Source organism: Streptomyces venezuelae (assembly GCF_008642335.1).
GTDB lineage: Bacteria > Actinomycetota > Actinomycetes > Streptomycetales > Streptomycetaceae > Streptomyces > Streptomyces venezuelae_F.
Genome location: NZ_CP029191.1, coordinates 6,334,659 through 6,347,246 on the forward strand (window position 1 = coordinate 6,334,659; position 12,588 = coordinate 6,347,246).

General features: G+C 73.4%; 11 protein-coding genes. 3 read left to right on the plus strand and 8 right to left on the minus strand.

Features of this window, described 5'->3' with window-relative positions:
• Window positions 1–67: 67 nt before the first annotated feature.
• Window positions 68–1,141 (plus strand): uroporphyrinogen decarboxylase, encoded by a 1,074-nt coding sequence (hemE, locus tag DEJ49_RS28515; RefSeq protein WP_150186752.1) that lies wholly within the window; start codon window positions 68–70, stop codon window positions 1,139–1,141.
• Between the two features lie 110 nt (window positions 1,142–1,251).
• On the opposite strand, the gene DEJ49_RS28520 is transcribed toward hemE, so the two are convergent.
• Together DEJ49_RS28520 and DEJ49_RS28525 are read right to left on the minus strand one after the other, a co-directional pair.
• Window positions 1,252–2,652 (minus strand): FAD-dependent oxidoreductase, encoded by a 1,401-nt coding sequence (locus DEJ49_RS28520; RefSeq protein WP_150186753.1) that lies wholly within the window; start codon window positions 2,650–2,652, stop codon window positions 1,252–1,254.
• A 9-nt stretch (window positions 2,653–2,661) separates the two neighbouring features.
• Window positions 2,662–3,525 (minus strand): DUF4349 domain-containing protein, encoded by an 864-nt coding sequence (locus DEJ49_RS28525; protein ID WP_223833025.1) that lies wholly within the window; start codon window positions 3,523–3,525, stop codon window positions 2,662–2,664.
• A gap of 169 nt (window positions 3,526–3,694) precedes the next feature.
• Between DEJ49_RS28525 and hemG the strand changes: the two genes are divergently transcribed.
• Window positions 3,695–5,158, plus strand: coding sequence for a protoporphyrinogen oxidase (gene hemG / locus DEJ49_RS28530; RefSeq protein ID WP_150186755.1), 1,464 nt, complete (start codon window positions 3,695–3,697; stop codon window positions 5,156–5,158).
• Window positions 5,159–5,162: 4 nt separating this feature from the next.
• A complete protein-coding gene (gene hemQ / locus DEJ49_RS28535; protein ID WP_150173417.1) occupies window positions 5,163–5,882 on the plus strand; it encodes a hydrogen peroxide-dependent heme synthase in 720 nt (239 codons plus the stop codon).
• On the opposite strand, the gene DEJ49_RS28540 is transcribed toward hemQ, so the two are convergent.
• The 6 genes from DEJ49_RS28540 to DEJ49_RS28565 all read right to left on the minus strand — a co-directional run bounded on the left by DEJ49_RS28540 (window position 5,879) and on the right by DEJ49_RS28565 (window position 12,524).
• The gene (locus DEJ49_RS28540) at window positions 5,879–7,480 is read right to left on the minus strand and encodes an alpha/beta hydrolase (protein WP_150186756.1); all 1,602 of its coding nucleotides are present in this window, start codon (window positions 7,478–7,480) and stop codon (window positions 5,879–5,881) included. The two genes, hemQ and DEJ49_RS28540, sit on opposite strands and share 4 nt — an antisense overlap.
• 86 nt (window positions 7,481–7,566) lie before the next feature.
• A complete protein-coding gene (locus DEJ49_RS28545) occupies window positions 7,567–8,319 on the minus strand; it encodes a TIGR04222 domain-containing membrane protein (protein ID WP_150186757.1) in 753 nt (250 codons plus the stop codon).
• Between the two features lie 86 nt (window positions 8,320–8,405).
• Window positions 8,406–9,167 (minus strand): DUF4142 domain-containing protein, encoded by a 762-nt coding sequence (locus tag DEJ49_RS28550; protein WP_150186758.1) that lies wholly within the window; start codon window positions 9,165–9,167, stop codon window positions 8,406–8,408.
• A gap of 152 nt (window positions 9,168–9,319) precedes the next feature.
• Window positions 9,320–10,366: a TIGR04222 domain-containing membrane protein gene (locus tag DEJ49_RS28555; protein ID WP_150186759.1), complete on the minus strand. Its 1,047-nt coding sequence runs from the start codon at window positions 10,364–10,366 to the stop codon at window positions 9,320–9,322.
• Window positions 10,367–10,370: 4 nt separating this feature from the next.
• Window positions 10,371–11,675, minus strand: coding sequence for a DUF692 domain-containing protein (locus tag DEJ49_RS28560; protein ID WP_150186760.1), 1,305 nt, complete (start codon window positions 11,673–11,675; stop codon window positions 10,371–10,373).
• Between the two features lie 81 nt (window positions 11,676–11,756).
• Window positions 11,757–12,524 carry a DUF4142 domain-containing protein gene (locus tag DEJ49_RS28565; protein WP_150186761.1) on the minus strand — a complete coding sequence of 256 codons (768 nt, stop codon included), beginning with the start codon at window positions 12,522–12,524 and terminating at the stop codon, window positions 11,757–11,759.
• Window positions 12,525–12,588 lie beyond the last annotated feature (64 nt).

Below are 12,588 nucleotides of genomic sequence, written 5' to 3' on the forward strand. Positions count from 1 at the left end.
AACGGCGCCTTCGCGCAGGGAGAGACACCCGTCGGGGCGTTCCCGGTCAACGTGCGAGACTTTCCGCGTGAGTGCCAATGACAGCCGTGGCCCCGAGGGCCGGCAGAACACAGCGACGTACGACTCCCCCTTCATGAAGGCGTGCCGGCGCGAGGCAGTGCCGCACACACCGGTCTGGTTCATGCGGCAGGCGGGGCGCTCACTTCCCGAGTACCGCAAGGTCCGCGAGGGCACGGCCATGCTGGAGTCCTGCATGCGCCCCGACCTCGTCACCGAGATCACGCTGCAGCCCGTGCGCCGCCACAACGTCGACGCCGCGATCTACTTCAGCGACATCGTCGTCCCGCTGAAGGCCATCGGCATCGACCTCGACATCAAGCCGGGCGTCGGTCCCGTCGTCGAGAACCCGATCCGTTCGCGCGCCGACCTGGCGCAGCTGCGGGACCTCACGCCCGACGACGTCCACTACGTCACCGAGGCGATGGGCATGCTGACGGCCGAGCTCGGCTCGACGCCGCTCATCGGTTTCGCCGGTGCGCCTTTCACTCTCGCGAGCTACCTCGTGGAGGGCGGTCCGAGCCGTAACCACGAGCACACCAAGGCGCTGATGTACGGCGACCCGCAGCTCTGGGCCGACCTGCTCGACCGTCTCGCGGAGATCACCGCCGCCTTCCTGAAGGTGCAGATCGAGGCGGGCGCGAGCGCCGTGCAGCTCTTCGACTCGTGGGTGGGCGCGCTGGCGCCCGCCGACTACCGCCGCTCGGTGATGCCCGCGTCGGCGAAGGTCTTCGACGCCGTCGCCTCGTACGGCGTGCCGCGCATCCACTTCGGTGTCGGCACCGGCGAGCTCCTCGGCCTCATGGGCGAGGCCGGCGCGGACGTCGTGGGCTCGGACTGGCGGGTGCCGCTGGACGAGGCCGCGCGCCGCGTCGGTCCCGGCAAGGCGATCCAGGGCAACCTGGACCCGGCCGTCCTCTTCTCCACGCGTGAGGCCGTCGAGCGGAAGACGGACGAGGTCCTCGCCGCCGCGAGCGGCCTGGAGGGGCACATCTTCAACCTCGGGCACGGCGTCCTGCCCACCACGGACCCCGAGGCGCTGACCCGCCTCGTGGAGTACGTGCACACGCGCACGGCCGTCTGAACGGCGAGCGTCCACGCAGCGGGCGTGTGAACAGCGGGCGTCTGAAAGATGTCCGAAAAGAGTCCCTGTCCGATCGGGCAGGGACCCTTTTCGCGGCCTCGACACAGGCCCTAGCCCTCCGACCGCACCGCCGCCACCGCCTTCCGTGCCGCCACCAGGACCGGGTCCCACACCGGGGAGAACGGCGGCGCGTACCCGAGGTCGAGTGCCGTCATCTGTTCCACCGTCATCTGCGCCGTCAGCGCGACGGCCGCCACGTCGACCCGCTTCCCCGCGCCCTCGCGGCCGACGATCTGCACGCCGAGGAGCCGCCCCGTGCGCCGCTCGGCGATCATCTTCACCTTCATCGGCGCGGCCCCCGGGTAGTAGCCGGCCCGGCTCGTCGACTCGATGGTCACCGTCACGAACCGGAACCCGGCGGCCAGCGCGTCCCGCTCGCGCAGGCCGGTGCGGGCGATCTCCAGGTCGCAGACCTTGCTGACGGCCGTGCCGACGACACCGGGGAACGTCGCGTAGCCCCCGCCCGCGTTGGAGCCGATGACCTGCCCGTGCTTGTTGGCGTGCGTGCCGAGCGGGATGTGCCGCTCGCGCCCCGACACCAGGTCGAGGACCTCCACGCAGTCGCCGCCCGCCCAGATGACCCCGCCCGCGTCGGTTCCGCGCACGCGCATCGCGAGGTCCGTGAGGAGTCCGCCGTACGCGCCGACCGGCAGCCCCGCCTCGCGTGCGAGCTCCGTCTCCGGGCGTACACCGATGCCGAGCACCACCACGTCCGCCGGGTACTCGGCGTCCGCCGTCGCCACCGCCCTGGCCCGCCCGTCGTCGCCGGTCAGGATCGCGGTGACCTCGGCGCCGTTCACCATCCCGATGCCCATGCCCGTCATCGCGTCGTGCACGAGGCAGCCCATGTCCGGGTCGAGCGTCGACATGGGCTCCTTGCCGCGGTTGACGACCGTCACCTCGTAACCGCGGTTGACGAGCGCCTCCGCCATCTCGACGCCGATGTAGCCCGCGCCGATGACCACGGCGCGGCGGCCCGGCGTCCCGGCAAGGGTGTCGAGCAGGGCCTGCCCGTCGTCCAGCGTCTGCACGCCGTGCACATTGGGTGCGTCGATGCCGGGGAGCGCCGGGCGCAGGGGGCGCGCGCCGGTGGCGATGACGAGCTTGTCGTACGCCGTCCAGTACTCCTCACCCTCCTCCACGTCCCTGGCCAGGACGCGGCGTCCCGCGACGTCGATGCGCACCACCTCCGTGCGCATCCGCAGATCGATCGCCCGCTTGCGGTGCTCCTCGGGCGTCCGCGCGATCAGGTCGTCCCGCTCGCCGACGTCGCCGCCCACCCAGTAGGGGATGCCGCAGGCGGAGTACGAAGTGAAGTGGCCGCGTTCGAACGCGACGATCTCCAGTTCGTCGGGGCCCTTGAGCCTCCGCGCCTGCGACGCGGCGGACATGCCCGCCGCGTCGCCCCCGATGACCACCAGTCGCTCTCGTGTGCTGCTCGTACCGCTCATGGGCACACGCTACGGCGCACGCCGACGCCACCGGGGACGTACGACGCGCAGCCACAGCAGCACGAGCAGCGCGACGACCGCCGCGAACGGCAGGGCGGCCGCGAGAACGATCGCGATCCAGCGCAGCGCGGTCACGAACGCGTCCCAGCCGCCGCCGAGCGCGTCCCCGAACGACGGGTCGTCGTCCCCGGCGTCCGCCTTCGCCCCGTTCTCGGTGAGCGAGAGGGTGATCGTCGCCATGCTCGTCCGGTCCTTCAGCGACTCCTGCCGGGCGAGCAGCGCCTCCAGGTCGGACTGGCGGGTGCTCAGCTCACCTTCGAGGGTGACCACGTCGCTGAGCTTGGTCGCCCTGTCCATCAGCTCCCGTACGCGCGCCACGCTCGCCCGCTGCGACTTGATGCGGCTCTCGACGTCGACGACCTGGTCGGTGACGTCCTGGGCCTTCGCGTCCTTGCCGAGGAGCTTGCCGGTGCCTTCGAGGGCGGTCAGGACGTCCTCGTACTTGTCCTGCGGCACGCGCAGCACGACGCGGGAGCGCTCGCGGCCCTCGCCGTCGCGCGAGGTGTTCTCGTTCCCGACGATGCCCCCGGCGTCCTCGGCCGCCCGCCGGGCGTCGTCCAGGGCATCGGGCACGTCCTTGACGCGGACGGTGAGCTTCGCGGTGCGGATGATGTGGGTGCCGGTGGGGTCGGGCTGTTTGCGGTCGGCCTTGCTGCCCGAGGCGCCCTTCCCGTTCCCTTCGGCCTGGAGGCCCGCGGCCTTGTCGTCGCCCCCGGCGCCGGAGTCGGTGTCGGCGCCGCCGTCCCCCGCGCTCGTGCATCCCGCGAGCGCGAGAGCGAGGGCCAGGACGAGGCCGGCCACGACCTGAATCATGCGACGGTGCCTGGACTTGCCGGACGTGTGCATCGGCGTACCCCCGAAGAACGGTGACTGATGCTCCTACGACGGAGGAGCGGGGCGAAACGATGGTGTCCGTGCGGTCCCGATGCGGTCACGGTGGGGACTCGCCGGTCGCGACCGCGGGGTCTGAGAGAGTGGGGGCATGCGCGCAACGGACACACGTACGGGAAACGGTCACGTCGTCGTCATCGGGGGCGGGATCGCCGGACTGGCCGCCGCGCACCGGCTGCTCACCGCCGACCCGGACCGCCGGGTGACCGTCATCGAGGCCTCGGACCGGCTCGGCGGCAAGCTCCACGCCGGTGAGATCGCCGGGGTCCGCGTCGATCTCGGCGCCGAGTCGCTGCTCGCCCGCCGCCCCGAGGCCGTCGCCCTCGCCCGCGAGGTGGGCCTCGCCGACCGGCTCCAGCCGCCCGCCACCGCGAACGCCGCGATCTGGACCCGCGGCGCCCTGCGCCCCATGCCCAAGGGGCACGTCATGGGCGTGCCCGGCGACGCGTCCGCCCTCGCGGGAGTCCTCTCCGAAGAGGGACTGCACCGCATCGCACGGGACGGTGAACTGCCGCCCACCGAGGTCGGTGACGACGTCGCGGTCGGCGAGTACGTCGCCGCGCGCCTCGGCAGGGAAGTCGTCGACCGGCTCGTGGAGCCCCTCCTCGGCGGGGTCTACGCGGGCGACGCGTACCGCATCTCGATGCGCTCGGCCGTCCCGCAGCTCTTCGAGGCGGCCCGCACGCACACCTCCCTCACGGAGGGCGTCCGCGCCATCCAGGCGCGCGCGGCGAGGAATCAGCAGACCGGGCCCGTCTTCATGGGCATCGAGGGCGGCGTCGGACAGCTGCCGCTCGCCGTCGCCGACGCGGTGCGCGCCCTGGGCGGCGACATCCGCACGGGCACGCCGGTCACCGAGCTGCGGCGGACCCCGACGGGCTGGCAGGTCGGCACCGAGGCGGCGGTCATCGACGCGGACGCCGTGGTCGTCGCCGTGCCCGCCCACTCCGCCGCCGCGCTCCTCGGCGTCGAGGCGCCCGCCGCCGCGGCCGAGCTCGCCACGGTCGAGTACGCCTCCATGGCGCTGATGACCCTCGCGTACCGCCGCGGCGAAACCGACCTCCCCGAAGGCAGCGGCTTTCTCGTGCCGCCGGTCGACGGGCACACCATCAAGGCGTCCACCTTCGCGTCGCGCAAGTGGGGGTGGATCGCGGACGAGGACCCCGATCTCCTCGTCCTTCGCACGTCCGTCGGGCGGTACGGCGAGACGGAGATCCTGCGGCGCGACGACGCCGAACTGATCGAACTCTCGCGGCACGACCTGCACGCCGCCACCGGCCTGGACGCCGAGCCCGTCGCCACCCGCGTCACCCGCTGGCACGACGGCCTTCCGCAGTACCCCGTCGGGCACCACGCGCGCGTGGCCCGCATCCGCGAGCACGTGGGCAAGCTGCCGGGACTCGTCGTGTGCGGAGCGGCGTACGACGGCGTGGGCGTCCCCGCCTGCATCGCGAGCGCCCATGCGGCCGTCGACCAGCTGGGCGGTGACACGGTCGGTGTGGAGGAGCTCACCCGCAACCCGGTGCAGAGTCTGCACGGCGGCGGAGGAGAATAGGGTCATGAGTGACGACGCCCCCGCCAAGACGCCCAACGCGGGCAAGAAGGCCAAGGACCTCAACGAGGTCATCCGCTACACCCTGTGGTCCGTCTTCAAGCTGCGCGACGTGCTGCCCGAGCAGCGCGCGGGCTACGCCGAAGAGGTCCAGGACCTGTTCGACCAGCTCGCCGCCAAGGACGTCACCGTCCGCGGCACCTACGACGTCTCGGGCCTGCGCGCCGACGCCGATGTCATGATCTGGTGGCACGCCGAGACCGCCGACGAGCTGCAGGAGGCCTACAACCTCTTCCGCCGCACGAAGCTCGGCCGCGCCCTGGAGCCGGTCTGGTCGAACATGGCGCTGCACCGCCCCGCCGAGTTCAACAAGTCGCACATCCCGGCGTTCCTCGCCGACGAGACGCCCCGCAACTATGTCAGCGTCTACCCCTTCGTGCGCTCCTACGACTGGTACCTGCTGCCCGACGAGGACCGCCGCCGCATGCTCGCCGACCACGGCAAGATGGCCCGCGGCTACCCCGACGTGCGCGCCAACACGGTCGCGTCGTTCTCGCTCGGCGACTACGAATGGCTGCTGGCCTTCGAGGCCGACGAGCTGTACCGCATCGTCGACCTCATGCGTCACCTGCGCGCCTCCGAGGCCCGCATGCACGTGCGCGAAGAGGTCCCGTTCTACACCGGCCGCCGCAAGTCCGTGGCCGAGCTCGTGGCGGGCCTCGCCTAGCGCTCCCTGGGGAGCGCCGCCCGCACCTCCGTGGACGGCCTGGGCTCCTTGTGCGGGGCGCACGACGCCGCGCGCCGCACGGGGAGCTCGCCCTTCAGGAGGTAGGCGTCCAGGTGGCTGTTCACGCACTTGTTGGGGCCGCCCGCGATGCCGTGCGTGCCGGCGGCGCGTTCGGTGACCAGGGCCGAGCCCGACAGTCTGCGGTTCAGCTCCCGCGCGCCCTGGTAGGGGGTCGCCGCGTCGCGTTCGGCGGCCAGGATCAGGGTCGGCGGGAGCGCGCCCTCCGGCGTGCCCACGTCGACGGGCTGCTGCCGGGGCGCCTTCCAGTAGGCGCACGGCAGGTTCATCCACGCGTTGTCCCAGGTCTCGAAGGGCGCCACGCGCGCCAGCTCCGAGTTGTCGCGGTCCCAGGTGGCGAAGTCCGTGGGCCAGGCCGCGTCGTTGCACTCGACGGCCGTGTAGACCGCGTTGCCGTTCTCGCTCTGGGCGGCGCCGCGCGGCTCGGGCGCCGCCTGTTCGATGAGCGGCTTCGGGTTGCCCTTCAGGTAGGCGGAGAGCGCCGCCGCGCGGGTCGGCCAGTAGTCGTCGTAGTACCCGGCCTGGAGGAACGCGGACTGCAGCTGGCCGGGCCCGACCTTGCCGCCCGCGGGCTTGCGGGCCAGCGCGGCGTTCACCTTCTCGTAGCTGCGCAGGACGTCGTCGGGCGTCTCGCCCAGGTGGTACGTCTTGTCGTGCTTGGCCACCCAGGTGCGGAAGTCCGCCCAGCGCCGCTCGAAGGCCAGCGACTGGTCGAGGTTGTTGCGGTACCAGATCTGCTCGGGGTCGGGGTTCACCGCCGAGTCGAAGACCATGCGGCGCACGTGTGACGGGTACAGCGTCGCGTAGACCGCCCCGAAGTACGTGCCGTACGACGCCCCCATGAACGTCAGCCTCTTCTCGCCGAGCGCCGCCCGCAGCACGTCGAGGTCGCGCGCGTTGTTCAGCGTCGTGAAGTGGCGTACGCCGGGGTTGCGTTTCATGCACCCGCGCGCGTACGCCTTCGCCCGCGCGATCCGCTTCTGTTTGTACGCGTCGTCGGGGTGCGTCGGCGCCTGGGAGGGCGCGTGCGAGAAGTCCTTCGGATCCTGGCAGGAGAGGGGTGCGGACCGGCCGACCCCGCGCGGCGCGTAGCCGACCAGGTCGTACGCCGCCGCGATGCGCTTCCACTCGGGCATGACGCCCACCAGCGGGAAGTACGTGCCCGACGCACCGGGGCCGCCCGGGTTGAAGACCAGCGCGCCCTGGCGTGCGACCGCCTTGCCCGCGCTCTTCTTCGTGGCCTTCGTGCGGCTGACGGTCAGTTTGATGCGCTTGCCGTCGGGGTGGGCGTAGTCGAGCGGCACGGTGACGGTGCCGCACCGGACGGACGGGGGGAGGCCTTCGGCCTTCGGGCAGGTGCCCCAGCGGATCCCGGCGGCCTCGGCGCGCTGGGCGGCGACGGCGACGCCGTGCTCCTCGGGGGAGGGAGGGGTGCCGGTCGCACTTCCCGCGGGGGCGGCGACGAGGGCGGTCAGGACCAGGGACCCGGCGGTTCCGTACCGGGCGGCGGCTGCTCTCATCGCGCTTGTCTATCTTGTGGTATTTGGCTATGTAAAGCACCGGCGTCCGGGTGTCGGTGCAATGCCCTCCACTGGGCCCGGACCGCTCACCTGCGCGGCCGGTGGGCGAACGCCGCCCGCAGCTCCGGGTCCCCCGTGGCGCGCACCCCGCGCACGGCGACGGCCGTGAGCTCCTCGCCGCCCGACGGCACCGCACCGAGGAGCCGCTGGCCCGCGGGGGACGCCCACCGCGTGTACGGATGCACCTCGACGCGCGCGATGACCAGACACGCCACGCACAGCAGCAGTGGCAGCGAGAACCAGACCGCGACCGGCACCTGGCCGGTCGCCGCGGGACCCTGGGCGGGCATCAGCACCGCCACGGTGCCGAGGGCGAGCACCGCGCCCGTCGCCGCCCACACCTGCCGCACCGCGGCCGCGACCCCCGCGCCGAGGCCGTCCGGTACGGCCAGCCCCGCCGCGACGAGCCGGTCCGCGAGCGCCCGCACCGGGTGTGCGGCCGAGGCGCCGAGGCGTATCGGCGCTATCCGCGACTGCCCGGCCGGGCCGATCGCGCCGAGCACGGAACGCTCCATGTCGTCGCGGCCCACCGGGTCGACGACGGTCGCCCAGCCGGTGTGCGCGATCAGCAGGCGGCGCGCCCTGGCCATCGCGACGAGCGTCACGTCGGCCACCCGGGAGGGGCCTCCGGAGAGGAACGCCGTCTCGTACAGGGTGAGTTCGCGCCCGTCACCCGCGGACCGCTCCTGGACGGCGGCGCGGCTCGTGGCGAGGCAGAGCCGGCCACAGGACAGACCGGCGGCGGCGCAGGCGAGGAGGAGCAGAGGGACCCAGAACATGGCGGTTTTCTATGCGAAGGCGCCGCATTGCGCCATGGCGTTTCCAGTATGTGGACACGGGGTGACGGGTGGGTAACGTTCCGTTTTCACGGTCGACCGGTGTCCGGCCTGGGGCGGGAGGCCGCGGGCGGCAGCGGGAACGTGGGCGAAGGGGTGACCGGGGTCGCGGAGCCGGGGGCGTCCGTGGGACCCGGCGGGGCCGGGGAGCGGGTCGCGGGGGCATCGGGTCCGGTGGACGCCGCGTCCCGGGCGAGGCCCTCGAAGTCGACGAGGCCGGTCTGCTCGAGGACCGTGATGTGGTCGAGGACGGTCGTGTTCGTGTCGTCGGCCAGGTCGCGCACGAGCGAGTTGCGGGTGTTCGCGCGCACGTCGGCGACGACGGAGAACACCTTGCCGTGCGCGCGGCGCAGGATGTTCGCGAACTCCTCGTTGTACGTCTCCCCGCGGGCGCTGCTCAACTCCGCGAGCCAGTCGCGCTGTTGGGCGTTCGGCTGGCTGGGCAGTTCGAGGTCGAGCCGGGTGGCGACCTCGCGTACGCGCGCGTCGAGGAACGTGTGGCCCTCCACGAGGTGCTTCCCCGCGGTCCGTATGGCTTTCGTGGTGCCGCGCTCCTCCGCCTGCTGCCCGGCGGGCAGCTCCCACAGCCCCGCGAGGCGGACCTTGGTGATGAAGTCCCGGTCCAGGGCGGAGAGCGGCCCGAAGTCGGTGGACACGGTGTCGGCGTCGAGCAGGTCGAGCGGGGTGCCGGAGCGGTCCTCGTAGGACCAGAGGGGAAAGAGCAGTGCGGCCAGGGTCGCGACGAGTCCCGCGACGATGAGGCCGGTGCCGTTGATGGTTCGTAATCGCATGGTGCCTCCTGGTGCGGCACCGCACGTTAGTGCGCCGGGGGAGGTGCGCGGCCCGATACGGCGGGGAGTACGTCACCTGCCGTACCGGGACGCTGAGTCGATGGGCGCGGCGTGCGCCCCCGCGGGACATCAGGGAGCGCAGGACGGTCCGCTCAGGACGACCCGCCCCCGCAGGACGAGCCGCCGCCACCGCCCCCGCCGCACGAGGACCCGCAGCCACCGCCGCACGACGAGCCGCCGCCCGAACAGGAGGGACCGCCGCTGCCCGAGCAGGCGAAACCGCCGTCGTCGCCCGCGTCGATGCCGCACCAGGCCGGAGTGCCCCCGCCGCCACCGCCGCCCCCCGAGTTCCACGCGGCCGCGTTCTGGTGTCCGGCGCGCCCGGGCTCGTCGGCGGCCGTCGGCGGGACCCGGACGCGGGCCGCCGCGATCAGGTGGGACCGGATGTCCGGGTGGGCCCGCGAGAGGCCGCGCGTCGCCACTTGGTGCGCCGCGCCCGGCTGGTGCCGCGTCGCGGCGACGTACTGCCGCAGCGCGTACCGTCCCGCCACCGTGATCTGCTTCGAGGTGACCGCGAGGCAGACCGCGCCGCTCACGACGCCGAACGCGGCGCCGGGCAGCATGACCAGGATGTCGACGAGCGGCGACTGCGAACCGCCCGGCAGCTCGATGTCGCCGGCGGACAGCAGCAGCGCCGCGCCCGCGCACACCACGAACCCGACCAGGGTCAGGGCGACCTGCGTCCCGGCCCACGCGCGCCACTTCCGCTGGCGCCCCGGCCGCACCAGGAGCCCCCGGCGCGCGAGGGCCTCGCCCGTCTCCTGCACCGGCAGGCTGCGCATCACGGCGATCCGCAGCCCGTGCAGCGCGCCGCTGGGCGCCGCCGCGTGGGCGTCGATGACCGCCTGCTCGGCGGCGTTCCCGCCGGCCGGGCCGGTGATCCCGACGACGCCGGGGCCCACGACGACCAGTCGGCCGTCCTCGTGAAGACCCGCGAGCAGCGCGTCCGCGACGCGGGCGGGGCCACCGGCGAGGAACGCGGCCTCCAGCGTCCCGCCGACGTACACCCCGTGCTCGGCGTCGAGCGGCTGCCTGCCCCGGTACGGGGACCCGGTGCGGCGGGCCGCCGCCACGCCCCGGATCAGCTCGGTGGCGGCGAGCGCGACCACGACCGTGTACACCATCGCCACGACGGTCACGGCGTCACCGCCTCAGCAGGACCCGGCGGGTGGCGTGCAGCAGTCTCGCCGCGGGCCGCTTCGACAGCGGGGCGGGCCCGGAACGCTCAAGCCACCAGTCGCGCAGCTCCCGCCGGGCGTCCGCGTCCTCGGGGCGCCCCGCGAGCATCAGGTGCTCGGCGAAGGCCAGCGCGTCGTGCCGGTAGCCGCCGGTCATGGGCCGCGTGCGCGCGTACGCGAGGAACTCGTCGCGGTACGCCGCGCCGAGGATCTCCGGCAGCTCCGGCGCGACCTTCGCGACGACGTCGGCCCGCTTGGCGGCCAGCGCGCGGCTCTGCACCTTCAGGCGCGCGTGGTCGAAGCCCTCGGGCGCCGGGGTGCCCGCGACGAGCGCGGAGAGGAGGGCGGCCTGGGCGACGGCGGTGCGCTGCCGGGCCGCGTCGGAGGCGGCGGGAACGTCACGGCGCTCGCCGCCGGGGCCCACGACGAGGCCCCCCGACGTCTTCACCGTCGCCCGGATGGCGTCCAACTCCCGCTCCAGCTCAGCCGGTTCGGGGAAGTTCTCGTCGCGCTCCAGCAGGACCCCGGGCGGGGAGACGCGCGACGCGAGGTCGGCGAGGATCGCGAGCACCGGCTCGGGCACGGGGTGCGCGTGGCTGTCGTGCCAGACGCCCTCCCGCTCGAAGCCGCCCGCCACGTGGACGTACGCGATGGCCTCGACCGGCAGTTCGTCCAGCGCCTTGGCCGGGTCCTCGCCGCGGTTGACGTGGTTGGTGTGGAGGTTGGCGACGTCGATGAGGAGCCGTACGCCGGTGCGCTCCACCAGCTCGTACAGGAACTGCCCCTCCGTCATCTCCTCGCCCGGCCAGGAGATCAGCGCCGCGATGTTCTCGACGGCGAGCGGCACGGGCAGCGCGTCCTGGGCGACCCGGACGTTCTCGCACAGGACGTCCAGCGCGTCGCGCGTGCGCGGCACCGGCAGCAGGTGCCCGGCCTCGAGCGGCTGTGTCGCGGTGAGGGCGCCGCCCGCGCGTACGTACGCGATGTGCTCGGTGACCAGCGGCGCCCCGAGCGCCACGGCACGCTCGGCCAGCGCCGCGAGCCGCCCCTCGTCGGGACGGTCCGCGCCACCGAGCCCCAGCGAGACACCGTGCGGCACGACGGTCACCCCGCGCTCGCGCAGCCGTAGCAGCGAGTCGGGCAGATGCCCGGGACACACGTTCTCCGCGACGACCTCGACCCAGTCGATGCCGGGCATGTCCTCCACGGCGCCCGCGATCTCGGGCCGCCAGCCGATCCCCGTTCCCAGCCGCTCTCTCGGCTGCCCCATGTCAGCTCCCCCTTCGTCCCCCGTTGCCAGGACCATGGCCCAGGCCGTTCGGATCGAACCCTCGGGAGGAGACGTTCAGAGCTACATTTGAGGTTCCGGCCGACCGGTGTCGATCTCCCCGGGCGGCCCCGGCGAGGGCCTCGACGTGGTGGAGACGTCGCCGCTCGGCCCGGCCGGCGCGGGCTCGGGAGGTGCGGCTCCGGAGGGCTTGGGCGGGCCTGTGGGGCTGGCGGTCGCGGTCGACGCGGCGCCGTTCGCGATCGCGTCGAAGTCGACGAGCCCGGTCGCCTCCAGCATCGTGATGTGGTCGAGGACGGTCTGGTTGGAGTCCGTGGCGAGCTGTCGGATCAGCGAGTTGCGGGTGCTGTCGCGGACCTGCGCGATGACGCTGAACACCTTCCCGTGCGAGACCCGCAGCAGGTTCGCGAACTTCCGCTGGTACGTCTCGCCGCTCGCCGCCGACAGTTCGTCGAGCCACCCCTGCTGCTGGTCGGTCGGCTGGTTGGGCAGCTCGACGCCGAGCTGCGCGGCCACGGTGCGCGTGCGCTTGTCGAGGTCGGTGTGCCCGACGATGAGGTGGTCGCCCGCCTCCTTGATGGCCTCGGTCGGCGCGCGCTCGACGGCCTGCTGCCCCGCGGGTATCTCCCACAGCCCGGCGAGCCGCACCTTCACGAGCAGGTCCCGGTCGGCCGCGGACAGCGGCCCCCACTGCGTGGCCACGGACCCGGCGGCCAGATTGGCGGGCCCGGTGCTCGACCGGTCGGCGTAGGACCACACGGGGAACGCGATGGCCCCCAGCGTGGCGACGAGTGCCGCGATGATCAGAGCCGTGCCGTTGACGCGCCGCAAGGTGCCTCCCGTGGTGCTCCGTGTCGCCGGTGATACCGGGGAGTACGGAAGATACGGGTGGGGT